Consider the following 22,465-nt stretch of genomic DNA (forward strand, 5'->3'; position numbering starts at 1 on the left):
GTAAAGCCGTTGGGCGGTGCACGTCCGCGTCGCGTTCGTGCGGCGGCACGCCCGGAGGAGGGTCATCCGTGAGTTCCTTCGACCTCTACTCCACGCCTGTCCCGACGGACACGTGGAACGTCCCCATGGCGGGCGACACCCGCTTCACCTGGGAGTACGACGACGGACGCGACCGGCTGCTGAACCTGTACCAGAAGGGCAAGGACAAGCAGTGGGACGCGCAGAAGCGCATCGACTGGAGCCTTGAGGTCGATCCGGTCAACATCGCGGGCCTGCCGGAGAACTTCAACCCCCTCTTCGGCTCCGACATCTGGGAGAAGATGTCGCAGAAGGAGCGCGACGAGTTCGGACGCCACCAGGGCTCGTGGCTGTTCAGCCAGTTCCTGCACGGCGAGCAGGGCGCGCTGAACGTGTCGGCGCGCATCGTCCAGACCGTCCCTGACCTGGACTCCAAGTTCTACGCCGCCACCCAGACGATGGACGAGGCGCGGCATGTCGAGCTCTACACGAAGTTCGTGCACGAGAAGATCGGCATGTACTACCCCGTCAACCAGGACCTCGCGAAGCTGCTCGCCGAGTCGCTCGAGGACAGCCGCTGGGACCTGCCCTACCTCGGCATGCAGGTGCTGATCGAGGGCCTCGCCCTCGCCGCGTTCGGCCTGTACCGCGACATGTCGACGAACCCGCTGGTCAAGCAGCTGCTCGCGTACGTCATGCAGGACGAGGCGCGGCACGTCGCGTTCGGGCGGCTGGCGCTCAAGGACTACTACGCCGAGCTCACCGACAGGGAGCGCCGCGAGCGCGAGGAGTTCGTCGTCGAGGGCTGCTACCTGATGCGCGACCGTTTCAAGGGACGCGAGATCTTCGAGCAGCTCGACATGCCCGTCGAGAAGTGCATGGAATTCGTCGACAACTCGGAAATGTATTCGCTGTACCAGTCGCTGCTGTTCAGCCGGATCGTCCCGTGCGTCCGGGACGTGGGACTCTGGGGCGACAAGGTGCGGGCCGCGTACGCGGACATGGGCGTCCTCGACAACGCCAAGGCCGATCTCGAAGCGCTCATGAAGCAGGACGAGGAGATCGCCGAAAAGGTCGACGAGGAGCGCTACGCGGCCGAGCTCGCCGCGCGCAAGGACGAGGTCGACCAGGCCATCACCCTCGGGACGGGCGACTAGCCGGTCCCGCCCGGCCCGTCTCGCGAGGCGGTCGACGTCCAAACCGGGGCGCCCTTCCGGGGTGCCCCGTTTCGCGTCTCGGGGTGATTGCCGCCATTTGCGGCTTGTCGTCTTCGAGGTGTCTGGACGCGCCTTGAAGTAGATCTATCCCGCGTTTGCCAATCGCTTCTTCAATCGGCGGTGCGGGCCTTCGGTCTGTACTAGCGTCCCCGGTCGACGGTGCGCCGGAAACGAGAGCCGCGCAGGCGCGCACCGCACGCTGCCGCACCAATCCGAACCCCGGGGGAAAAGAATGAAGCGACCCGCCAGAAGCCTGCTCAGCGTCTCCGTCCTCGCACCCGCCGTCGCGGTCGCCGCGGTCGCCGCCGCCCCGGTCGGCGCCGTCGCGCAGGCCGCGCCGCCCGCGCCGGCCGGACCGTCCACCACGCTGCTCCACGCCGCCGCGGCCGCCGCCGCGCCCGCCACCGCCCCGCTCCCCGCCCAGGTGACCGGCCCCGCCGGACGCACCGCCCAGCAGGTCACCGGCACGGTCGACCGCGCCCTCCGCACCGCCTCCAGCACGCCGAGCCTGGGCTCCGGATCCGCCGGGCCGGGCCTGCGTAACGCGCCGGGCCTCCGCACCGCGTCCAACGCGCCGGGTCTGGGGTCCGTGTCCGGGCGGCCCTGTGCGCTGAGCCCGCGCAAGGTCATCAAGAAGCACACCGGGGCGCAGCTCCCGCGCACCTCGCTGCCGTCCGCCGCGAAGGGGCCGTTGAAGGGGGTCCCGCAGGGCCACTGCATCGCCGCCGGACGCCGCGTGGCGACGCCCCGCAAGCCCGCCCCGGCCGACCCGGTCACCCGCGTCTCGGACGCGGTGCTCGAGGACGCGGGCAAGGTCGGCGGCAAGCTGAACGCCAGCCGCCTCGGCGGGCTGCCGGGCGTGACCTCGCTGCCGGGTCGGCGCCGCGCGGGGAGCGAGCGCCGCGCCGGGTCGCCGCTGAGCCTGCCCGTGCCGGACGCCGCGTCCGCGCTCGGCGGCGCGAACCCCCGCGGTGTGCGGCTCGGCTCGACACTGTCCCCGTCCGCCGACCGGATCGCGCGACCGCACCCGCGGCCCCGGCCCCGCCGCAAGCCGCGGCACGGCGACGTCATCGGCCAGGCGAACGGCGTCGTCAACGGGGTCGGCAACGCCGTCACCAAGTCCGCCGGCGTGGGCGGGGTGCTGAAGCCGCACGGCCGCGCCGGGAACACGGACGGCGGCCCGCTGTCCCTGACGGACGCCGCCACCGGGATCACGGTGCGCGGCCTTCCCGGGGTCCGCTGACCCACTCCACCCGATCACCCGAAACGGGGCGTTCCCGGCCTTCACGGTCGCCGGGAACGCCCCGTTTCGCTTGCCGGAAGGTGCTTGTTATATGTCCGTGATCACGCCTATACGGCCAGTAAAGTTGATCTACTAAAATGGTCACTGTGCGAAGTGGATCAGCTTCGGAGGGCAAAAGGTGAGGTGACAAACCCCACAAACCAGGGCTCTGCGGCTTGATTCACGCGGGACGCAACGTACGGTCATGGACTTGTGCGGCGTCGTCAGTGACCGAAGTGAAGATGCCTAACAGAAGATGCCTTCCGCCGCACCTGCCGGACGCCTGAACCGCGATGAAGCGGAAGCGCCTTGATGATCGGCGCGGAGGCGGGTCCATGAACCCGCGGGCGGTGGGGGATTCGGGGACGCGAAAGGTCGCCTGAACACGCCGCGAACTTGCCGGGCGTCCGGGGTCCTGTCCCCTATCAAAGGACTCCTCTGTGGGTAGCCCTGTTCGACGTCTTCTTCGCGCGCGCCTGCGCGCCGTACTGATCGTCTCCGGCGCTGCCGCCGCCGTTCTCGCGGTGGGGGCGTTCGCCCTGGTCAAGACCGACCGTCCGGCGAACTCCGCCGCCGCCGCGCAGGCCGCGCCGCCCACATCGCTGGGAGACGCGCCGCGGGGCGAACCGTCCCGGGCGAGCCGGGGCGGGACGCGGTCTCCGGAACCGGAACCGTCGCCGTCGTCGCCGGCACCGAAGAAGACGAAGCCAGCCAAGACCGAGCCCGACAGCACGGCCGCCGAATTGGCCGCACCCAAGAAGAAGCAGCAGTTCAAGGTCGTCCGGTCCGGCTCGTGCCAGGCGTCCTATTACTGGGAGGGGCAGATGACCGCCAGCGGCGAGTCGTTCGACCCCAGCGAGCTGACCGCCGCGCACAAGACGCTGCCGATGGGCACCAAAGTGCGCGTGACCAACAAGAACAACGGGCGGTCGGTCATCGTCCGTATCAACGATCGCGGCCCGTACGCGGGCGGACGCTGCCTGGACCTGTCCAAGGCCGCGATGCAGAAGGTCGGCGGCACCGGATCGGGCGTGATCCCAGTCCGGTACCAGGTTCTGTCGCGCGACTGACTCACTATTGTCACCTCCCCGCCCGGCGGGCGTCCGAGCATGCCCGCCGGGCGGGGGTGACGTCAGTGCGGGTGACCGGCGCCGCTGATCGCCGCAGTGGAGTCCGATCCGACCGCAGGGACCTCGCCGGTCGACGGATCGGCCGGATTGGTGCTGGACCAGGCGCCGTGCCCGTCCTCCGCCGGACGCGCCTCCCCGCCCGCCTCCGGGAGAGCGAGGCGGTCGCGGAACCAGTCGGTGAGGACGCCGTCCACCCGGACCGCCTCGGTGATCGGCGGGCGCGCCTCCGTGCCCGGCTCGGCCGCCAGCGCGTGCCCCATCCGGAACGTGGCGGACTCGACCGGCCCCGTCTCGTGGCGGCGCAGCACGTCGCGCAGGGACGTGATCTCCCGCGCGGGGACGACCCTGTCCTTGGCGCCGCCGATGAGGAGGGTCGCGATCTCCCGTCCGGCGAGGGCGGCGGCCGCTGTGCCGAGGTCGAGGCGGTCGGCAAGGGCGGCGGCCTGCTCCGTCCAGGACCGGTCGCGGCCGGACCGCTTCTCCACCGCCCGCGCGGCCCGCGCCGGCGCGACGACCGGCGCGACGAGCGCGAGCGAGGTCACCGGGGCGGCGCCGCGGGCCGCGGCCAGCAGCGCGGCGGCGCCGCCCGCGCTGAAGCCCGCCAGCGCGACGGGGCCGTCCGGGATTGCGAGGTGGCGGCGGACGTCCGCGAGGGCGTCCGGAAGGCGCTCGGCGGCGCCCTCGACCGCCGCGCAGTACGCCTCGATGGTCGCCGTCTCCAGGATCGCGCCGGAACCGAGCCCGGCGGACGCCTGCCCGGACGCCTGTCCGGGCAGGTCGAGGTAGACGCGCCACACCGGCACGCCGGTCATCGGCATCGCCGCGGCCAGCGCGCTCGCCGTGCGGGGCGGGTCGAATCCGGGCCAGGCCACGAGCAGCCGGACCGGGCCGGACGGCGCCGCGTCGACGGCGGTCGGCGGCAGCGCGACGTAGGCGCCGCCCGCGGCGGTGCCGTGGACGGGACGGTGCGTGTGATCGTCGCCGCTCATTCGGTACTTCAGCTCCTGCGATGCTCGACGGGCGATGCCGGTCGTGCCGGGAGAGGCGGCGCTCCCCCGCGGCCCCGCGTTGCCCCAGCCTGGCAGTGAACGCCAGGCAACACGCCGGGAATCGCCGTACGTCGCCCGGAAGAGTGATGAAGAACTCACCTGAGGTGACGCAGATCGCATGCTCGTGTGCATGCCGTCCCGGGCGTGTTCGCGATCTTTCCGGTGCCGGGTCGTGCGGGTGGCCTGTGACATCAACCGCATGCCGGATGCGACGGAACAAATCCGGCACTTGCCGCGTCGTAAGAAGTCGTGGGCGCCGCGGGGGCGCGCCCTCATGAACGTTCCGTTGAGGAGTGCTCGTGAACAGGAAGCGAAGCGCGGCGGCTGCCGGACAGGCCTGGCAGATCTACGCCGAGACCCTGCAACCGGACGCTCCCGGTCTCTGGGAGCGCGTGCGGGCCGTACCCCGCATGGTGAAGTCGGTCCTGCGCGGACAGTACAAGGGCATGTCCCACGGGACGCTCGGACTGCTCGCCCTGGGCCTCGTCTACATCATCTCCCCGATCGACGCCATCCCCGACGTGATCCCCATCGCGGGCATCGCCGACGACACGGGCCTCGCGCTCTGGATGCTCGCCGTGTTGGTGAAGTCCGCCGGTGACTTCGTCACCTGGGAGCGCGGTGGACGTCCCAAGGTCGTCGTAGGAGAGCCGATCGACTGACCCATCCATCGAAGTGAAGGCGAGACCAGTACGCGTACTGGTCTCGCCTTTCGCGTTAGGCCGATGTGTCCTAGCCGTGCGGGCTTAGTTCCTTGGTGAAGCGGGCGGCGGCGTCCCGCATGATGGGGACGACGTTGGGGACGGCCTCCCGGGTCATCCGCCCAGACGGTCCCGACACGGATATCGCGGTGAGCGCCGGTGCACCGCGTAGAGGTACGGCCACGCAGCGGACACCGATCTCCTGTTCCTCGTCGTCCAGCGCGTAGCCCTGCTCCCGGATGAGTTCCAGTTCCTTGAGCAGCGCGTCCGGGTCGGTGAAGGTGTTCGGGGTGTGCGCGTCCATGCCCGTACGGTCGAGGATCTCGCGCACCTTCTGCTCTGGCAGTTGCGACAGCAGCGCCTTGCCGACACCCGTGCAGTGCGGCTGGACGCGCCGTCCCACTTCGGTGAACATCCGCATGGAGTGCTTGGACGGCACCTGCGCCACGTACACGGCGCGGTCGCCCTCCAGGACGGCCATGTTCGCCGTCTCGCCGACCTCGTCCACGAGCCGGGCCAGCACCGGACGCGCCCACGTGCCGAGCAGCCGCCCCGCGCCCTCGCCGAGCCGGACGAGCCGGGGCCCGAGGGCGTACCGCTTGGACGGCTCCTGGCGCACGTAGCCCTGGTTCACCAGCGTCCGCATCAGCCGGTAGATCGTCGGCATCGGCAGGCCGGAGACCTCCGTCAGCTCCGACAGCGCCATCTCGCCGCCCGCGTCCGCCAGATGCTCCAGCAGCTCGAACGCCCGCTCCAGCGACCGCACGGCCTCCGCCACCGGCGTCTCCTCTCCTCGCGATCCCCCCGATCCACCCGATCCACCCGATTCTACGGAGGATCGATTTCGCTGTGCGAAAGAAACCGGCTCCACGGAGTGATGGACGTTACTCGCGGCCGTAAGGGGGCTATAACTGTCGGTAGACGGCGCACTTCCGCCGCCCCCCGGCAGCCACAACGACAGAGCAGACGCTAGGGGGACGGGGTGCGAACGTCGCGCCGAAGAACACGCTGGTGTGCAATCGCGGCCGGTGGCGCCATCACGGCGCCGTCGCTCGCGCTCGCCGGTCCTGCCGCCGGGGCCGCGGCGAACCGTCCGCAGGACGTCCGGCTCGTCATGGACATCACGACCGCCGGTGGCACCGGGTCCGGGTCGAGCTACCCGTTGACGTACACCGTCCGGCTGCGCGCCGACGGAGGGACGGCGCGCGGCGTGGTGTTGCAGTTGATGGCCGACCGTCCGATGGCGTGGACGGCGTACTCGTCCGGATGCGCCCAGTACGGACAGCAAGTGAGATGCGAACTGGGCGCTCTCGGTAGGGCGGAGGTCACGCGGGCGGGAACCGTCCGGGTGCCGAACTCCGCCATCACGGGACCAACGGCCAGGCCGCTCAACGTCTACGCGATCGGGAGCGCCGCCAACACGCCGCGCCGGACGATCCGCACGGTGGTCGGTTTCCCCGGTACGGGGTCCGGCGCGGTGAACGCCCGTCCGAACACGCAGGGCCCGAAGAGCCTTACGAGCCCGAAGAACCCGATGGGCCACAAGAGCCCGAAGCGCGAGCCATGCCGGAACAGTCCGGTCGACGACTCTCCTTGCCAGATGAGCAAGTCCGGCGGCGTCAGGCCGCCGGGCCCGAGGAACACCGCGTCTTCGTCTGCATGCGCAAGCGACAAAGCCTGTTCAACGGCGAGTGCATCCGGCCCGACCCCGACCGCCTCTTGCGAGAGGTCCTGCGCCGCGGGAACGCCGAGCGGCGGCAAGCCGAGGCCGCGCGGTTCCTTCCCGCATGGCGAGCCCTGCAAGACACCCTGTTCGGCCGGGACGTCGACTGGCGCTAAGCCAAGCTCACAGAGCCCGTCGAGCACTACAGGCCAGCCCGCGCCCTCGCACAAGCCGTCGTCCCCCGGTAAGTCGTGCAAGAGCGGTGTGACAAAGAGGCCCTGCCACGCGGGCACGTCCAGCGCAGGCGAGCCGAAACCGCGCGGTCAGGCCGGTTCCGATGGGCGACCCACCCGCGACCCAGGCTGGGGCGACGAAACGCAGCCCGAGCCTCCCGTGGTCGAAGGCGCGAAGCCGTCGCCTAAGAAGACCCGCGCGCACCACGGCGAGAAGAACTCCGGGACGCCCACGGTGAAGGTGTGCAAGAAGCGCACCGGGTGCGTCGACGCCCCGTGGCCTTACGGGGCGGCTGGGTCGGACGGGAACGAGATGGCCCCGGGGGCGCCCGCGCCGTCGATCCCGGAGGCGCCTCCCGCCCCGACCGCGCCCGCGCTCCCGGCCATGCCGTCGCTGGCGCCCCCGCCGAACGGGGTCGTCCTGCCCTCGCTGGCGGGGACCGATCCGCGGCGGGCGGAGGGGGCGGGAGAGAGCCGGTTGACGCTGATGTCCCCGGTGGGCGCGAACGAGGACGACGAGACCGACTGGGCCGTCGTCATCGGCATGGCCCTCGTGGCCGAGGTCGCGTTGCTCTGGAGTGCGGCCTGTGTGGCGCTCTGGCGACGCAGGATCGCGCTCGAACGCATGGGCGCCGCGTCCCGTCCGGGCGGCGGGGACGGCCCGGCGGCGGGCTGACGGCCGCGCTCCGGGCATGATCGGCCGGCGGTCGGAACGGCGGCGCGCGGCTTCGGACCAGCCGAAATCCGATGACGATTGTCCCCGAATCGGCCCTCCTGTCAGTAAGCTGACCGGCTGACGGTAAACGCTGCCGTGACGGACAGGGGATCCGGTATGTCAAACACGACGCTGCGGTGTCCGAAGTGCGAATCAAAGCTCGACACCCACGAACGGCACGGGGTCGTGATCGAGGAATGCCCGGGATGCAAGGGCGTCTTTCTCGACCGGGGCGAGCTGGAGCAGTTGATCGACGCGGAAAGCCGCTACCTCGCCGAGCTTCCGGACGAGGTCACCCCCGAGACGGCGTACCAGGGGCGGCACCGCAGGGGGATCATGCAGCAGATCTTCTCCCTCTGAGGACGGTTCCGGCACGGTCGGTGACGGCGGGCGCGCCCCGGCGCTGACCCGGCGCTAACCCGGCGCGGACCCGGTGTGAAAAGGCAATTCTCTTGTCACGGGGGTGACAAACCGGGCATTGCCGAATGTGACCGGCGGCTAATACCGCGTCCTGGCTACCATCCGGTAGCTTGACGGGCGTCGCCGGTCGCCGGGGGCGCCGGTCCGGGGCGCCCGGCGGACGCGCCGCGCTCGCCGTCCGGCGCCCGCCCGCACCCCGGCCGGCCCGTCCCCTCGGGAGAATGATCAATGGCACTGGGCTCGCTGCTTCCCGAACTCCTCCCCGGAGCCTCCGGCCGCACCCCGCTGATCGAACGGGTCGCGCGGTGGTCGCGGGAGAGGCCCGACGACCCGGCCTACACCTTCGTCGACTACTCGGTGAACCCGTCCGGCGTGCAGGTCACGTTGTCATGGGCCGAGACGGACCGGCGTGCGCGGGCGATGGCCGTCGCCCTGCGGCAGGTCACCGGACCGGGCGAACGGGCCGCGCTGCTCCTGCCGCAGACGCTCGAATACATGATGGCGATGCTGGGCGCCATGCACGCGCACGTCGTCGCGGTGCCGCTGTTCTCTCCCGACCTGCCCGGCCATGCCGACCGGCTCATCGGGGCCTACACCGACGCGGAGCCCGCCGTCATCGTCACGACACGGAACGCGCTGCCGCACGTCGAGAAGTTCCTTGCCGACCACGACGTCCCGCAGCCCAAGGAAATCCTGTTCGCGGACGAGGTCGACCTCACCCTGGCCGGACGGTGGGAGAGCGAACCCGTCGCCTTCGACGACCTGGCGTACTTGCAGTACACGTCGGGCTCTACGCGCCGTCCCGCCGGGGTGGAGATCACCCACGGGAACGTGACGGCGAACGCCATGCAGCTCTGGGCGGGCTGGGCTCCGGAGAAGCCGAACCCCGAGTTGGTGAGCTGGCTGCCCCTGTTCCATGACATGGGGCTTATCGCGACCATGGCGTTGCCGCTGGTGCACGGTGACCACGCCATCTTCACCGATCCCGTTTCGTTCATCATGAACCCGATGCGGTGGCTGGAGCTCATCGCCGGGCGTCCGGGCAAGAACGTCTACACGGCGGGGCCGAACTTCGCGTACGAGTACGTCGCGTCGCAGGCCAGACCGGAGCGGATCGCGGAACTCGACCTGTCCGGGTTGACGACGTGCCTGAACGGTGCCGAACCGATCCGCACGTCCACGCTTTCGATGTTCGCGGACGCGTTCGCGCCGGCCGGGCTGCGTCCAGGCGCACAGGCGCCTGGGTACGGGCTGGCGGAGGCCACCGTTTTCGTCACCGCCGCTGCGGAGGACGTCCCGCCGAAGGCCATCACGGTGGACCGGGATGCCCTCACCCAAGGCGAACTGCACCTGTGCGACGAGAACGCGGAGCGGGCCACCACGCTGGTGTCGTGCGGACGCCCGTCCGGTCAGATCGTCGCCATAGTCGATCCGGAGACCCGCACCGAGCAACCGGACGGCGGCGTAGGCGAGATCTGGGTGCACGGCCCGAACACGGCGCGCGGCTACTGGCGCAACTCGGAACGCAGCCAGGACACGTTCGGCGGCGAACTGTCCGAGCCTGGGGACCTGCCGTCCGGGCCTTGGATGAAGACCGGCGACTACGGGGTCGTCTTCGAGGGCGACCTGTACGTGACCGGCCGCATCAAGGACCTCATCATCGTGGACGGTCGCAACCACTACCCGCAGGACATCGAAGTCACCGTGCAGGAGGCCCACCCGGCGATCCGGTCCGATCACGTCGCCGCGTTCGCGCTTCCTGGGAGCGAGACAGAGCAACTGGTGGTCGTCGCAGAGCGGAACCGTCGCGTCCCCCTCGGACGGGTGGACGTGCACGAGGTGGAGACGTCGGTGCGGGGCGCCATCAACGTCGAGCACGAGATGAGCGTGCACGAGTTCGTGCTGATCGAACCGGGCGGCGTGTCGCGGACGTCCAGCGGGAAGATCGCGCGCGCGGCCACCAGGCGGCGTTACCTTGACGGCCGCCTGGCGACGACCGAGGCTCGTCTCGCGTCCCGCCGGTAACGACACGGGACGGGCCGACACAGGAGGAACATGCTTTCGGGGCTGGGGCGTCTCATCCACCGGCGACGCTGGGCCGTCCTCGTCCTGATCCTGGTCACGACGGCGCTCGCCGGGGCGTGGGGCCTCGGCGTGTTCGCCAAGTTCAAGGAGGGCGGCTTCGAGGACCCGGACGCCTCGTCCACCCTCGTCGCCAAGCTCGGCGCCACCTATTTCGGCAGTACGAACCCCGACGTCCTGGTGCTTTACAGAAGCGACACCATGACGGTGGACGACAGGCGCTACAAGGCGAGTGTCACCGGCACGATCGCGCGGCTGCCGAAGACCGATGTCGAGGAGGTCATCTCGTACTGGTCGTTCGACGGCAAGGCCGCGCATTCGTTCGCGTCCCACGACCGGCGTTCGACGTTCGTCGCGGTGAAGCTGCGCGAAGAAGACGGCGCGGGCAAGATCAAGAACTACCACGCCATCAAGGAACGGCTGGCCGCGCCGGGGCTCCACGTCCAGTACGGCGGCAACATCCCGCTTGGTGAGGAGTTCGGGCAGCAGGTCGTCACGGACATCGTGCGCGCCGAAGCCATCACCGCCCTGCCGCTGCTCATCCTGCTCGTCGTTCTGTTCGGCGCGCTGACCGCCTCGCTGTTGCCGATGGTCGTGGCGCTGTTCTCGATGGTCGGCGGGCTCGCGGTCCTGCACGTCGTCACCTATGCCGCGGACGTGACGTCCTTCGCCTTGGAAGTCGTCACGATGATGGGTGTCGGCCTCGCCATCGACTACTCGTTGTTCGTCATCAGCCGCTTCCGTGAGGAACTGGGGCGCGGTGCCACCGCTGAGGACGCACTCGCCGCGACCATGGCCACTGCGGGACGCACCATCTTCGTCAGCGGAATCACCGTGTCGGCCGCCCTCGGCGGGCTGCTCCTCTTTCCGCAGATGTTCCTCAGGACGATCGGCCTCGCGGGCATCGCCACCGTCATGGTCGCCGTGTTCGGAGCGACCGTTCTCCTGCCCACGCTGCTGGCACTCCTGGGTCCGCGCGTGGAATTCGGACGCATGCCCTGGCGACGGCCTTCGGCCAAGCGCGCGCGGCGCGACCCCGACAGCGGGTTCTGGTACCGACTAGGGCACAGCGTGATGAAGCATCCGCTGCCCTACTTCGCCGTCGTGCTCGTCATCCTCGCGGTGATGTTCGGGCCGTTCCTCAACGTCCAGTTCGGGAGCGTGGACGCGCGCGTCCTCCCCAAGGACAGTCCCACCCGGGCAGTGGTGGAGACGGTCAAGCGTGACTTCCCCAACGGATCCGCGGAACCCATCGACGTCGTCGTCTCGGGAGACCTCATCCCGCGCAACTGGAGGCCGACCGGTAAGGGCGATCCCATCCCGCCTTACCTGGAGCAGTTCAGGAAGCGCTTGGCCGCCCTACCCGGTGTGACCGAGGCGCAGTTCACGGGCTATTCCGGTACGTACGGCGGGGTGCGCATCTCCGTCACGCACCGATACGAGCCGATGGACCAGCGCGCCCAGGACCTCGTCACCCAGATACGGAAGATGAGCCTGTCCAAGGACGGCTATCCCATGCACGTCGACGTCGGCGGCAGCACCGCCGCGCAGATGGACCTGATGTCCAGCCTGATGCGCACCCTGCCGAAGATGGCGGCCGTCGTGGGCGTGGCCACGTTCGTCTTGCTCTTCATGTTCTTCGGGTCGCTCTTCCTGCCGTTGAAGGCGATCGCCATGAACATCCTGTCGATCGGCGCCTCGTTCGGCGCGATCGTCTGGGGGTTCCAGGACGGGCACCTGGCGGGAATCCTCGACTTCACCCCGACGGGCGGGGTCGAGGCGACCAGCATGATCCTGATCCTCGCCGTGGTGTTCGGCCTGTCCATGGACTACGAGGTCTTCCTGCTGAGCCGCATCCGCGAGGAATGGGACCGCACGCATGACAACCGCGCCGCGGTCGCGTCCGGCATGCAGCACACCGGCAGCATCATCACCAGTGCCGCCTTGCTCTTCCTCGTGGTCATCGCGGCGTTCAGCATGGCGGGCATCACCGTCGTGAAGCTCATCGGCGTCGGGATGTTCGTCGCCGTCGTGGTGGACGCCGCGCTCGTCCGCTCGTTGCTCGTCCCGGCGACCATGCGGTTCATGGGCGCCGCGAACTGGTGGCTGCCGGGGTTCCTCGCCGGTCTGCACGCGCGGATGGACCTGCGCGAACGCAGCGCGCCGGCACCCGTCCCAGCCGTCCCTCAGCAGGTGCCGGACGAACCGCCGCTCGCGTACGCCCTCAACTGGGAACAGGCCCCGACCACACCGGAGCCGTCCAGCGACGTCCCCTGGACCCCGTGGGCGGACGGCCCGCCGGAGCCCTCGCCACCACAGGACGAGGTCAAGCGGGCGATCGTCCCGAACCCGGACGGCTCGGGCTGGCGCTGGGGCGAGGAAACGGACGAACAGTGAGTCAGCCGAGGAGCGAGTCGATGATCTCCAACGCCCGGCCGACGCCGTCCTCGGCCCGGACGCGCCGTCCGAGGTCGCCCGCCCGCTCGGCCATCTCCTCATCCTGGACGGCTCGCCGGATCCTGGCCGCGAGCCGAGGCACCGTCATCGCACGGAACGGCAGCGGCGCCGGACCCGCCCCGAGCGACGCGACCCGCTCGCCCCAGTACGGCTGGTCGCCGAAGAACGGGCACACCACGATCGGCGTCCCCGCCCGAAGCCCGGCGGCCGTCGTCCCGGCCCCGCCGTGGTGGACGACGGCCGCCATCCTCGGGAACAGCCACGAGTGCGGAACGTCGCGGACGGCCAGCACCTGCTCGTCCGACGTCGCCGGATCGCCGTGCACGATGCCGCGCACCCCGGCCAGCCGCAGCGCCGTCCGGACGACCAGCCGGGTCATCTCGGGGTCCTCGGGCACCATGCTGCCGAACCCGACGTACACCGGCGCGGGCCCGGCCTCCAGGAACTCCGCCAGCTCGGCGGGAGGCTCCCACCCGGGCTCGTCGAGGAACCAGTACCCGGTGAGGTTCACCTCGGACGGCCAGTCCTTCGGCCTCGGGACCACGGACGGGCTGTAGCACGCCAGCACCGGCGCGCCGCCCGTCCGGCCGCCCCACACGGGCAGCCGACGCAGCCCCAGCGACTCGTCCCGCCACGGATTGATGAACGGCCGCGACAGTTGCCACGCGATCTGATCGACCAAAAGGAAACTGCCCCGATTGGCCCAGGGGCCGAACATCCGGGCCTGCGGCACGAACGGGTGCGGAAACGCCGCCGTGGGCCGACTCGGCTGAAAGTGAATCAGCGCCCACGGAATCCCGAGATGTTCGCCGATATGCCGGGGAAGGAAACCGAGCGTGGGCCCGAGAATCAGGTCCGCGCCCTTACAAGCGTCCGAACACTCGGCCAGGAGCCGCTCGGCCATAGGCCCGAGAATCCGCCGGAATCCACCCAGGAACGTCACCGGGTTGCGGCCGCCCGCGAGCAACTCCTGACCGGCGTCCGATTCGAGGATCTCCATCGGATCGGCGGTCAAGGCGGCCAATTCCAACCCGGCCGCGAGCACCATCGGCGCGTACCGCGCGCTCGCCACGAGCCGCACCTCGTCCCCGCGCCGCCGCAGGGCCCGGCCGAGCGCGACGCAGGGCTGGAGGTCCCCCCGCGACCCCGCCGCGAAGATCACGACTCTGCTCATACGGCCCTCCTACCAGGCATCACCGCGCGGCTCGACCCGCGGCACGTCCACCGGCACGTCGTCCGGGACATAAGGCTCGTACCACCCCTCCGGCGGCGCCGGGCGCTCGGACCGCGCCGGACGCTCGGGCCGCGCCGGGCGGTCGGCGACGATCGGGGCGTTCCTGCCGTGCCTGGGCCCGGCCCAGCCGCGGCGGCTCGGCAGGGTCAGGCCGCTGACCAGCCCGCCGACCAGGACGAGCGCGGCGCCGAGGACGAGCCCGGCCGCCGTCCCGTCCCGGAAGGTCTCCAGCTCGGCGGGCGACGCGCCCCGCTCGGGGACGTGGTGGATCAGCAGCCCGACGATCGCGATGCCGAACGCGCCCGACGCCTCGCGGACCACGTTGATGACGCCGCTCGCCACCCCGGCCTGGTGCTCCGGGACGGCCTTGAGCACGTACATGACGAGCGGCATGCCCATCGCCGCGCCCACCCCGACGATCATGACGCCGGGCATGAGCTCGGCGTACCCGTCGCCCCGCTGGATCGTGGAGAACAGGAACATGCCGAACGCCATCAGCGCGAGGCCGCCGCCGATGGCCGGACGCGGCCCGAGCTTCGCCGCCAGCCAGAACGCGACGGGCGTCATCACCATGATCGCGATGGCCGGCGGCAGCATGACCAGCCCGGCCTCGGGCGGCGAGAACCCGAGGAAACGCTGCAGGAACGTCGCCGAATAGAAGATCATCCCGTTGAAGCCGATGCCGTACAGCATCTGCGAGACCAGCCCGCCGGTGAACACCCGGTTCCGGAAGAACCGCAGGTCGATCATCGGATCGACTGCCCAGCTCTCCACCAGGACGAAGGACGCCAGCGCGACGGCGGCGAGGGCGAAGACGCTCAGCACGGACGGGTCGGCCCAGCCGTACCGGTTCGCCGACTCCAGCCCGTAGGTGAACGCGAACAGCATCGTCGCGGAGATCAGCACGCCGGGCAGGTCGACGCGGGCGTCCCGGTTCTCGCCCGTCCCGGTGAGGACGGCGAGGCCGAGCAGCACGACCAGCGCGCCCGGCACGATGTTGATCAGGAAGATCCAGCCCCAGCTCCACTGCTGGACGATGAGCCCGCCGATCGTGGGGCCGAGCGCGATGGCGCTGGACGCCGCGCCGACCCAGACGATCGTGCCGAGCGAACGCTGCTTGTCGGTGCGTCCGACGGTGACCATGACCTGCGTGGCGGGCAGGGCGAGCGCCGCGCCCGCGCCCTGCGTCACCCGCGCGAGGATCAGCGTCGCGGAGTCGGGGGCCAGGCCGCAGACGGCGGACGCGGCCGTGAAGACGACCATTCCGGAGACGAAGACGGCGCGGCAGCCGTACACGTCGGTGAGCCGCCCGCCCGCGATCATCAGGCAGGAGAAGGCGAGGATGTAGCTGGTGGCGACCCAGTCCTTGGCGGAGTTGGACATGTCCAGGTCGCTCATGATCGTGGGCATGGCGTTCGCGACCACCGTGTTGTCCATGGTGATCATGAATGCGCTGACGGCCACCACCGCCAGCGCCCATCGGTATCGGCCCCGGGTCACCTCTGCGTGCGGCGTGCGTCCCGCCGGCGCCGGGAAATCCGCCGCTTCTCCCTATACCCTGTCGTCGCTATTGTTACTATTGGTTGGTATCTCGTTACTCGGCCCTGACTCCCGGGCCGCAGCGGCTCAACTGTCCCATCAGGCCACAATGGACACGCCGGAGTCTTGTCATCACCGTGACAAGGAACCGGGGAGAAAAGTGGGCTGGATGCGCATCGTGGGCGCGGCGCCGTAGGACAAAGTGGTCCCTCCGCTTCGCTGAACGATCCCGGTTCATTTGGGGGAGCCCACCGCATGCAGAGCAATGATCGTTCCGGAGCGGCGCGGGACACCCCGTCCGACGACACCCGGATCGGTGCGGAAGCGGTTCGGCGGCACCTGATCGAGCAGATCGCGCGCCGCTCCAGGACGCCCGCCGCCGAGGTCGACGCCGACCGTCCGCTGGAGGAGTTCGGGCTCGCCTCCCGGGACGCGGTCGCGATCGCGGGCGAGCTGGAGCAGTTGCTCGGCCGGGCCCTCCCGGCCACCCTCGTCTGGGAGCACCCCACGATCAACAAGCTGTCGGTGGCGCTGGCCGGAGGCCCCGCCGCGGTCCCCGAGCCGCGCCGGGAGACGGCGGGCGACGAGCCGATCGCCGTCGTCGGGGTCGGGCTCCGCTTCCCCGGCGGCGACCGCGACCTGACCGGCCCCGGCGAGTTCTGGCGCTTCCTCACCGGGCGCGGCGACGCCGTCCGCGAGGTGCCGGACGGCCGCTGGGACCCGTTCGACGACGGCTCTCCCGAGGTCGGCGACCTGCTCGCGCACACGACGCGGCTCGGCGGCTTCCTCGACGACATCGCCGGGTTCGACGCCCGGTTCTTCGGCGTCACGCCGCGCGAGGCCGCGGTCATGGACCCGCAGCAGCGGCTCGTCCTGGAGGTCGCGTGGGAGGCGTTCGAGCACGCCGGGATCGCGCCCGCGTCGCTGCGCGGCACCCGCACCGGCGTGTTCGTCGGCGTGTCCGCGCCGGAGTACGCCGCGTTCACCGCGTCCGACCTGGCGTCCCTCGAACCGTTCACGGCGACCGGCGCGGCGCTCGGCATCGTCGCGAACCGGCTGTCGTACCTGCTCGACCTGCGCGGCCCCAGCATGATCGTGGACACGGCGTGCTCGTCGTCGCTGGTCTCCACGCACCTCGCCGTCCAGGCGCTGCGCGGCGGCGAGGCGGACGTGGCGCTGGCGGGCGGCGTGAACGTCCTGCTCTCGCCGACCGTCACGAGGACGTTCGACCTCGCGGGCGGGACGGCGTCCGACGGCCGCTGCAAGGCGTTCGACGCGGCCGCCGACGGGATGGTCCGCGCGGAGGGCTGCGGCGCGGTCGTGCTGAAGCGGCTGCCGGACGCGCTGCGCGACGGCGACCGCGTCCTCGCCGTCATCCGCGGCTCCGGCGTCAACTCCGACGGTCGCTCCAACGGGCTCGTCGCGCCGAACTCCGACGCGCAGCGCGCCCTGCTCCGGGACGTGTACGCGGGCGCGGGCGTCGACCCGCGCGAGGTCGACTACGTCGAGGCGCACGGGACGGGCACGCTGCTCGGCGACCCGATCGAGGCGAAGGCGGTCGGCGACGTCCTCGGAGCGGGACGCGACCCGGGCGCGCCGCTGCTGCTCGGCTCCGTCAAGTCGAACCTCGGGCACCTGGAGTCGGCGGCGGGCATGGCGGGGCTCATCAAGACCGTCCTCGCGCTGCATCACGGGGTGATCCCGCCTAGCGCGCACTACAAGGAGCCCAACCCGCACATCCCGTTCGAGGAACTCGGGCTCGCAGTCGTCGCGGACGAGATGCCGTGGCCTGAGCGGGGTCGTCCCGCGCGCGCTGGGGTGTCCGGGTTCGGGTTCGGGGGGACGAACGCGCATGTCGTCCTGGAGAAGGCGCCCGCGCAGGATCGGGTCGTTCAACCCGCGGTCGTGCGCGTGTTCCCCCTGTCGGATGCCAGCGACGACCGTGTTCGCGACCATGCGGCTCTGCTCGCCGGCTGGCTTCCGGGTCGGAACGTCGACCTTGCCGACCTCGCCCTCACCCTGCACAGGCGCGGTGGCCGTGGACGGGCTCGCGCCGCCATCGCCGCCAGGGACGAGGCAGGGCTCATCGACGGATTGACCGCACTGGCCGAGGGGCGTCCCCATCCCGGTGTGGTGAGCGGTACGGCGCTGGGGGCTCCGGGTCGTCCGGCGTGGGTGTTCTCCGGGTATGGGGCGCAGCGCGCGGGCATGGCGCGGCGGCTGCTGGAGGAGGAGCCCGCGTTCGCCGAGGCCATCGACGACCTGGACCCGCTGTTCGCCGCGGAGGGCGGCCCCGACCTGTGGGCGCTGCTCGAAGAGGGCCGCAGACCGGACGGCCCGGCGGACGCCATGCCGGTCCTGTTCGCGATCCAGATCGGCCTCGCCCGCATGTGGACGTCCTACGGCGTGACGCCGGGCGCGGTCATCGGACACTCGATGGGCGAGGTCGCGGCGGCCGTCGTCGCCGGAGCGATCACCCTGGAGGACGGCGTCCGCGTCATCTGCCGGCGGTCGAGGCTGCTGACGCGGCTGGTCGGCGGCGGCGCGATGGCCGTCCTCGGCGCGTCCGCGGACGAGGTCGCGCGCCTCGCGGACGGCTTGCCCGAGGTGCACGCGGCCGTCCACTCGTCGCCGCGGCAGACCGTCGTCACCGGGGACGCGGGGCAGGTCGCCGAGATCGTGAGGCGCGCCGAGGGCGAGGGGCGGCTCGCCCGCATGGTCCAGGCCGAGGGCGCCGGGCATTCGCCCCAGGTCGATCCGCTTCTTCCTGAACTGCGCGACCTTCTCTCCGGGGTCGGCGTTGAGCCTGGCGACCCGCTTGCCGACGACATCACGTTGTACACGACCGCGCTGGACGATCCCCGCGCCTCGTCCGGGAAGCTCGACGCCGAGTACTGGGTCGCGAACCTGCGGAATCCCGTCCGGCTGGCGGACGCGGTGGCCGCTGCCGCCGACGACGGGTTCCGGACGTTCATCGAGGTCAACGCGCATCCCATCCTGGCCCCGGCGATCGCGGAGACCCTGGAGGGGACGGGCGCGCTCGTCACCCACACGCTCAAACGCGCCCCCAAGGGGCAGGAGACCGACGACACGCTGACCTTCCACGCGCAGCTCGCCGCCCTGGCCGCGCACGGCCACGCGGTCGCCGGGCCTTGCGACGGACGGATCGTCGACGTCCCGCCGTCGCCGTGGCGGCACGAGCGGCACTGGGTCGACCTGCCCGTGCGGGGCCGTCGCGGCCGGGACGAGCATCCGCTGCTCGGCGCGCACGTCGAACTCCCCGGCGAGGACCGGCACGCCTGGCGCGCGGACGTCGGGCTCGCCGTCCAGCCGTGGCTGAACGACGTGACCGTCCACGGGTTGCACGTGTTGCCCGTCGCGGCGTTCGCGGAGCTGGCGCTCGCCGCCGGAGCCGTCGCGCTCGGTACCGAGGACGTCCGCGTCAACGGCCTGTGGATGGAACGCCCGCTCGCCCTCGGCGAACACACCACCGTGACGACGACGTTCGCCGAGGTGGAGCAGCGGGTGGAGGTCCACGCGCTCACGGCGGCGGGAACTTGGACGCGCCTCGCGAGTGCCGACGTCGGCGAAGAGCGCTTTGACGCTTTGTCCTTGTCTGGGCATGGCGCGGCCACCGAGGTCGCGGGCGCCAGCCGAGGGAGCCGCCACTACCGGCTGCATCCCGAGGTGTTCGACCGGTGCCTGTCCGTCCTGTCGGACGAGGCGGCGGCCGTCGCGGGCGGGGTGTGGCTGGCCGAGAGCATCGGCACCCTGCGCGTCTACGGGCCGACGCATCGCGGCGGGCACGTCCACGCGACCCTGGTCCAGGGCGATGACGGGATGACGGGCTCGGTTCTGCTGGCGGCGGCGGACGGCCAGGTCCTCGCCGAAGCGTCCGGGATCGTGTTGCGCCGTGTTGAGCGCCATGACATCCCCGTGCCGTTCGCCGACAAACTGGTCGAACTCGTCTGGGACGAAATCCCTCTCCCGCCCTCTGGGGCGGTCCATGAGGGCGGGCTCTGGCTGGTGCTGGCCGAGGACGACGACGCGCTGGCCAAGGCGGTCGCGGCCGGGCTGGAGGGGCACGGGAAGAGGGTCGTCCGGCATCGGCTCACTCCTGACGGGCACCCAGGCGTTGACGACCAGCAGCCGGTCGAGGGTGTGCTCGTCGTTCCGGCGGCCGACCTGGTCGACGAGGAGCTGGTTCTGACCGTCGCGGAGGTGAGCCGGTCGCTCCCTGACGGCCCGCGGCTCTACGTCGCGACCCGCGAAGCCGTCCCGGTCCGCGACGGCGAGCCGGGGGAGCCCGGCCACGGCTTCATCAGCGCCCTGACCCGCGTGCTCGCCTTTGAACGGAGCGTTCAGCGGGCGACCCATGTGGACGTCGATCGTCCGGGTGACCTGGTGGCCGAACTCGTCCAGGACGATGCCGCCCGCGAGGTCGCCTGGCGCGGCGGCACCCGCTACGTGGCGCGTCTCGCACGAAGCGTCCCGGCCGAAAAGCCCGCGAAGAAGCGGATCGTCCGGCGGGGCGGGGCGTATGTGATCACCGGCGGGTACGGCGGGATCGGGCTCGTCACGGCGCGGCTGCTCGCGGAGCGCGGGGCGGGGCGCGTCGTCCTGTCCGGGCGGAGCGGGCCCGGCGCCGACGCCGAGAAGGTGATCGCCGGGCTGCGCGACGAGGGCGTGGACGTCGCCGTCGTCCTCGGGGACATCGCGCGTCCCGGCACGGCGGAGCGGCTGGTCGAGGCCGCGCGGGAGGGCGGCGCGCGGCTGTGCGGGGTCGTGCACGGCGCCGGAGCGATCGACGACCGGCTGATCGCCGACCTCGGCCGCGACGATCTCCACAGGGTGTGGACGGCGAAGGTCGAGGGCGCGCGGCGGCTCAGCGAGACCGTCTGGGACGCCGATCTCGACTGGTTCGTCACGCATTCGTCCGCCGCCGCGCTGCTCGGCTCGCCCGGTCAGGCCGCCTACGCCGCCGCGAACGCCGCGCTCGACGCGCTGATGGCCTTCCGCCGGGCGCACGGCCGTCCCGGAACGACGATCAACTGGGGGACCTGGTCGCGGGTCGGCGGGGCGGTGGAGACGCCGGTCGCGGTCATCGACTCGATCAGCCCGGACGAGGGCGCCGAGGCGCTGGAGGCGCTGCTCGCGCACGGCGGGCCCGCGACCGGCGTGCTGCGCTTCGACCCGCGGACGGCGGTCGAGCTGTTCCCCGAGATCCGCGCCATGCCCTACTTCGCCGCGCTGACCGAGGCGGCCGACAGCACGGCCGACGGCGCGGCCGACGAAGGCTGGCCCGGCGCGGACGCGCTCAAGGACGCCGACCCCGCCACCGCCCGCGCGATGATCGCGGCGCGGGTCAGGCGGCGGATCGCGGCCGTCCTCGGGTTCGATCCGGAGCGGCTCGACCCCGCCGTCCCGCTCACCGACCTCGGGCTCGACTCGCTGGTCGCCGTCCGGATCAAGAGCGGCGTCGAGCACGACCTCGGGCTGACGGTTCCCGCGTCCGTGCTGCTCCAGGGCGCGAGCGTCAACGCCTTCGAGGAATGGGCGGCCGGTGAGCTGGGCCTCGCCGAAGCCGCCGCGCCGGTGGCCGTGGCGAACGGCGAGAGCGGGTACGTGATGCCGCGCGACGCGGCCGAACGGCTCGCCGTCCGCGTGTTCGAGGACGTTCTCGGGCTCGACCGCGTCAGCGTCACCGCCGACTTCTTCGCCGACCTCGGCGGCGGCGACCACCAGGCCGACCGGGTCGTCGCGCTGGTCACGGCCGAGATCGGCGGTGAGGTCACCCGGGGCGAGCTGTTCGAGACGCCGACCGCGGAGAACGTCGCCGAGTACATCAGGGCGGCGGACGAGGAGGCGGCGCGGCAGACCGTCCGTCCGCTGAGACCGTCCGGGACGCGCCGCCCGATCTTCGTCGCGCACCCGGCGGGCGGCACCACGGCCTGCTACCGGCAGCTCGTCGACCTGCTCGGCGCCGACCAGCCCGTCTACGGCCTGGAGCGGTTCGAGGACGCGCCGCCCGTCGAGGAGCGCGCCACCCGGTACGTCCGGCTTCTCCTGGATGCGCAGCCGGCGGGCGCGTTCCGGCTCGGCGGCTGGTCGTTCGGCGGCGTCCTCGCCTACGAGACGGCCCGGCAGTTGCGGGCGCGCGGGCGCGAGGTCGAGTTCGTCGCGCTGTTCGACGCGGGACTGCCGCTGCCGGTCGCGGACGAGTCCGACACCCTCGCCCGCCGTTTCTCCGCGTTCGCCGACTACGTCAACGAGACCTACGGCCTGGCCGTCTCGCTGACGTACGAGGAGCTGTCCGGGCTCTCGGAGGAGGCGCAGTTCGCGCTGGTCATGGAGCGCGCCGCCCCCCTGGTCGACCACATCCCGCCGGCCGCCCTCACCCACCAGCTCACGTCCCACCAGGACACCCGATCGCTGGAGGCGTACCGGCCGGGGCCGTACGACGGCCACGTCGTCCTCTACCACGCGCCCGAGGAGACCCCCTGGGCCGTCCGTGACGCCCGCTACGTACTCGACGGGACCAACGGTTTCGGCGAGTTCTGCGCGGACCTGGAGATCGTCCCGATCCCTGGGGCGCACCACCTCAACCTGCTGGACCCGCCGGGCGTCGGCGTGCTCGCCGCGCACCTGGAGGCCCGGCTCGCCGGACGGCGGGAGAGCGCCGCCGTCCGCACCCCGGCCCGCTGAGGGCCCGCCCCACGAACCCC

The 22,465-nt window shown here is 71.6% G+C and carries 15 protein-coding genes; 10 read left to right on the forward strand and 5 right to left on the reverse strand.

Features of this window, described 5'->3' with window-relative positions; translation table 11 throughout:
• The first annotated feature begins 68 nt into the window (after positions 1-68).
• The 3 genes from FXF68_RS10105 (at position 69) to FXF68_RS10115 (ending at position 3,587) form a co-directional block, all read left to right on the forward strand.
• Positions 69-1,175: a ferritin-like domain-containing protein gene (locus FXF68_RS10105; RefSeq protein ID WP_148758657.1), complete on the forward strand. Its 1,107-nt coding sequence runs from the start codon at positions 69-71 to the stop codon at positions 1,173-1,175.
• Positions 1,176-1,467: 292 nt separating this feature from the next.
• Positions 1,468-2,478, forward strand: coding sequence for a hypothetical protein (locus FXF68_RS10110; RefSeq protein ID WP_148758658.1), 1,011 nt, complete (start codon positions 1,468-1,470; stop codon positions 2,476-2,478).
• 479 nt (positions 2,479-2,957) lie between these two features.
• Positions 2,958-3,587: a septal ring lytic transglycosylase RlpA family protein gene (locus tag FXF68_RS10115; protein WP_148758659.1), complete on the forward strand. Its 630-nt coding sequence runs from the start codon at positions 2,958-2,960 to the stop codon at positions 3,585-3,587.
• Positions 3,588-3,649: 62 nt separating this feature from the next.
• Here the strand turns inward: FXF68_RS10115 and FXF68_RS10120 are convergent, their stop codons facing one another.
• Complete coding sequence (locus FXF68_RS10120) at positions 3,650-4,636, reverse strand: hypothetical protein (RefSeq protein ID WP_148758660.1); 987 nt, start codon at positions 4,634-4,636, stop codon at positions 3,650-3,652.
• A 359-nt stretch (positions 4,637-4,995) separates the two neighbouring features.
• Here FXF68_RS10120 and FXF68_RS10125 point away from each other — a divergent pair, with 359 nt between their 5' ends.
• A complete protein-coding gene (locus tag FXF68_RS10125) occupies positions 4,996-5,358 on the forward strand; it encodes a YkvA family protein (RefSeq protein WP_148758661.1) in 363 nt (120 codons plus the stop codon).
• Positions 5,359-5,428: 70 nt separating this feature from the next.
• On the opposite strand, the gene FXF68_RS10130 is transcribed toward FXF68_RS10125, so the two are convergent.
• Positions 5,429-6,175, reverse strand: coding sequence for an IclR family transcriptional regulator (locus FXF68_RS10130; protein WP_281292199.1), 747 nt, complete (start codon positions 6,173-6,175; stop codon positions 5,429-5,431).
• Positions 6,176-6,792: 617 nt separating this feature from the next.
• Positions 6,793-7,263 carry a hypothetical protein gene (locus tag FXF68_RS10135; protein ID WP_148758663.1) on the reverse strand — a complete coding sequence of 157 codons (471 nt, stop codon included), beginning with the start codon at positions 7,261-7,263 and terminating at the stop codon, positions 6,793-6,795.
• A 190-nt stretch (positions 7,264-7,453) separates the two neighbouring features.
• On the opposite strand from FXF68_RS10135, the gene FXF68_RS42250 reads away from it, so the two are divergent.
• From FXF68_RS42250 to FXF68_RS10155, 4 genes are all read left to right on the forward strand, one after another.
• Positions 7,454-7,969 carry a hypothetical protein gene (locus tag FXF68_RS42250; RefSeq protein WP_187437840.1) on the forward strand — a complete coding sequence of 172 codons (516 nt, stop codon included), beginning with the start codon at positions 7,454-7,456 and terminating at the stop codon, positions 7,967-7,969.
• 156 nt (positions 7,970-8,125) lie between these two features.
• On the forward strand, positions 8,126-8,368 hold the full coding sequence (locus FXF68_RS10145) for a TFIIB-type zinc ribbon-containing protein (protein ID WP_148758664.1): 243 nt from the start codon (positions 8,126-8,128) through the stop codon (positions 8,366-8,368).
• A 288-nt stretch (positions 8,369-8,656) separates the two neighbouring features.
• Positions 8,657-10,453, forward strand: a complete 1,797-nt coding sequence (locus FXF68_RS10150) for a fatty acyl-AMP ligase (RefSeq protein ID WP_148758665.1) — start codon at positions 8,657-8,659, stop codon at positions 10,451-10,453.
• A gap of 30 nt (positions 10,454-10,483) precedes the next feature.
• Positions 10,484-12,907: an MMPL family transporter gene (locus tag FXF68_RS10155; RefSeq protein ID WP_148758666.1), complete on the forward strand. Its 2,424-nt coding sequence runs from the start codon at positions 10,484-10,486 to the stop codon at positions 12,905-12,907.
• A 1-nt stretch (position 12,908) separates the two neighbouring features.
• On the opposite strand, the gene FXF68_RS10160 is transcribed toward FXF68_RS10155, so the two are convergent.
• Both FXF68_RS10160 and FXF68_RS10165 read right to left on the reverse strand, forming a co-directional pair.
• Positions 12,909-14,141, reverse strand: coding sequence for a glycosyltransferase (locus tag FXF68_RS10160; RefSeq protein WP_148758667.1), 1,233 nt, complete (start codon positions 14,139-14,141; stop codon positions 12,909-12,911).
• 9 nt (positions 14,142-14,150) lie between these two features.
• Positions 14,151-15,701 (reverse strand): MFS transporter, encoded by a 1,551-nt coding sequence (locus FXF68_RS10165; RefSeq protein ID WP_148758668.1) that lies wholly within the window; start codon positions 15,699-15,701, stop codon positions 14,151-14,153.
• Here FXF68_RS10165 and FXF68_RS42255 point away from each other — a divergent pair.
• Together FXF68_RS42255 and FXF68_RS10170 are read left to right on the forward strand one after the other, a co-directional pair.
• Entirely contained in the window at positions 15,610-15,936 is a 327-nt protein-coding gene (locus FXF68_RS42255; protein ID WP_187437915.1) for a hypothetical protein, read from the forward strand. The genes FXF68_RS10165 and FXF68_RS42255 overlap by 92 nt on opposite strands.
• Positions 15,937-15,995: 59 nt before the next feature.
• Positions 15,996-22,445: a type I polyketide synthase gene (locus tag FXF68_RS10170; protein WP_148758669.1), complete on the forward strand. Its 6,450-nt coding sequence runs from the start codon at positions 15,996-15,998 to the stop codon at positions 22,443-22,445.
• The last annotated feature ends 20 nt before the right edge of the window (positions 22,446-22,465 follow it).

Source organism: Actinomadura decatromicini (genome assembly GCF_008121305.1).
GTDB lineage: Bacteria > Actinomycetota > Actinomycetes > Streptosporangiales > Streptosporangiaceae > Spirillospora > Spirillospora syzygii.